The 2,271-nt window shown below is 67.9% G+C and carries 2 protein-coding genes; both read right to left on the reverse strand.

Translation table 11 applies throughout. The features are described from left to right. Nucleotides 1–925 (reverse strand): ribokinase (locus tag EN914_RS32690; protein WP_164779084.1); only part of this gene is annotated, 925 nt, incomplete at its 3' end. An 11-nt stretch (nucleotides 926–936) separates the two neighbouring features. Beyond that, on the reverse strand, nucleotides 937–2,271 hold a 1,335-nt coding region (locus EN914_RS32695), incomplete at its 5' end, for a sugar ABC transporter ATP-binding protein (protein WP_164779085.1).

The following is a 2,271-nucleotide window of genomic DNA, read 5'->3' on the forward strand; positions in this document are numbered from 1 at the left end:
CCTCGGCGTAGAGCGCGTCGGCCTGTGCCCGTTCGGGCAGGCCGGGAATGACGCCGAGCCTTGTGCAGGCGATGCCGCCGCAGACGACGCCGAAGCGGACCGCATCGACGATATCGCGACCTTCGGCCAGCGCCACCGCGAAGCCGGAGTTGAACGCGTCGCCGGCGCCGGTGGTGTCGACCACGGCGACGGGCACGGCCGGTACCATGATGTCGAGATCGTCGGTCAGGATCAGCGCGCCGCTGCGGCCGAGCGTAACCACCACATTGCGCACGCCACGGCGGCGCAATTCGCCGGCAAGCTCGCGCGATGAGCGCGGATCGTCGGCGGGCAGGCCGAGCAGGATGCGCAGCTCGCTCTCGTTGGGGGTCAGATAATCGACGGAGGCGAAGATCGCGTCGGGAAGCTGGCGTGCCGGTGCTGGATTGAGGATGGTGCGGGCGCCATGCTTGCGGCCAAGCTGCATGGCGCGGGCGGCGGCGGCGATCGGCACTTCGAGCACGGTCATGACGACATCGCTCCCGGCGATGCGCTCTTCGGCCGCGTCGACGGTCGCGGCATCCATCAGCTCGTTGGCGCCCATGTCGAGGATGATGAAGTTCTCACCCTTGTCGTTGAGGATGATGAAGCCGACGCCGGTGGCGCGTTCGGTTGTCGTCGTGACCAGGCTCGCATTGACGCCCTCGGCGGCATAGAGGTCGGTTGCGATGCCGGCCAGCTTGTCGGTGCCGATGATGGCGACCAGCGCCGAGCGCGCGCCAAGCCTTGCGGTGGCCACCGCTTGGTTGGAGCCCTTGCCGCCGGCGCCCATGTCGAAGTCGGTGCCGAGCATCGTCTCGCCGAAGATCGGCAGTTTGGGCGCCCGCATGGTCAGGCCGACCGCGAAACTGCCGACGATTGTAATTCTTGGTGCGGTCTTGCTCATCAATGCCTCGTTCAGGATGCCATGGCGCGGGCCAGGATCGCTTCCTCGTTGATACCGGCTCCGGTCAGCTCGCCCGATATGCCACCATTGCGCAGCACCAGAACGCGTTCGGCGTTCATGATCAACTCGGGGATCTCCGACGAGATCATCACCACCGCGACGCCCTCGGCGGCGATGCCGCGCAATATGGCGTAGATCTCGGCCTTGGCGCCGACATCGACGCCGCGCGTCGGCTCGTGCAGCACCAGCACGCGCGGGTTTGTGACGAGGCTGCGCCCGAGGATGATTTTCTGCTGGTTGCCGCCCGACAGTGTCGCCAGCTTCTGGCCAAGATGTGAAATGCGCGCGTCGAGCCGCGCGACCTGCGCGCGGGCCTCGCGGCGCACGGCACCACGCCGCATGAAGCCAGCCAGCGAGAAGCGCGGCAGCGAGGCCGAGACGACATTGTTGGCGACGCTCATCGACAGCAGCGCACCGGCGCCGCGCCGGTCTGCCGGCACCAGCGCCATGCCACTGCGGATTGAGGCCTGCGGGTCGGCGGCGCGCAATTCCTTGCCGTCTACGGTGACGCGGCCGCTGCGCTGGCACAGGCCGAACAGCGCCTCGCCCAGCATGTCCTTGCCGGAATCCGGCAGGCCGCCAATGCCGAGAATTTCGCCGGCGCGGGCATGAAAGCTCAGCCTGTCCAGCCCTGGCGCGGTCAGCTTCTCGACCGACAGCACTATGGGCGCGTCATCCGACCGCGCTTCAGCTTGCAGCGACCATTGCGCCGCCGTATCGAGGTCGCGGCCGACCATGGCGCGGATCAACCGGTCCTCCGACAGGCCGTCATTGTCCATTGTCTCGATGGTACGGCCGTCGCGCATCACGGTGACGCGGTCGGCAAGGTCGAGCACTTCCTTCAGGTGATGCGAGACGTAGATCACGGTGACGCCTTCGCCGCGCAATTGCCTGACGATCTCGAACAGACGCTCGCTCTCGCGCTTGGACAGCGCCGAATTGGGTTCGTCGAGCACCAGCACGCGGGCGCGCTGGCGGATGGCGCCGGCGATCTCGACCAACTGCATCTCGGCCACCGACAGGCGCGAGACCCTGGTGTCGGGATCGAGCGCGCCCATGCCGAGCCGGGTCAATGCCGCGCGCGCCTCGCGCCGCATCTGGTCGCGCGGCACGAAGGATAGTGACGAGCGCGCCGCCATGTCCGACATCATGATGTTTTCGGCGATGGTCAGCGTCGGGCAGAGCGCCAGTTCCTGGTAGACCACCGTGATGCCGGCGGCGCGGCTGGCCAGCGGCGAGGCAATGGTGGCGGGGCTGCCGTCGATACGGCTTTCGCCGCCGTCCGG

The sequence above is a fragment of the Mesorhizobium sp. M7A.F.Ca.CA.001.08.2.1 genome, assembly GCF_003998455.1.
GTDB classification, from domain to species: Bacteria; Pseudomonadota; Alphaproteobacteria; order Rhizobiales; family Rhizobiaceae; genus Mesorhizobium; species Mesorhizobium ciceri.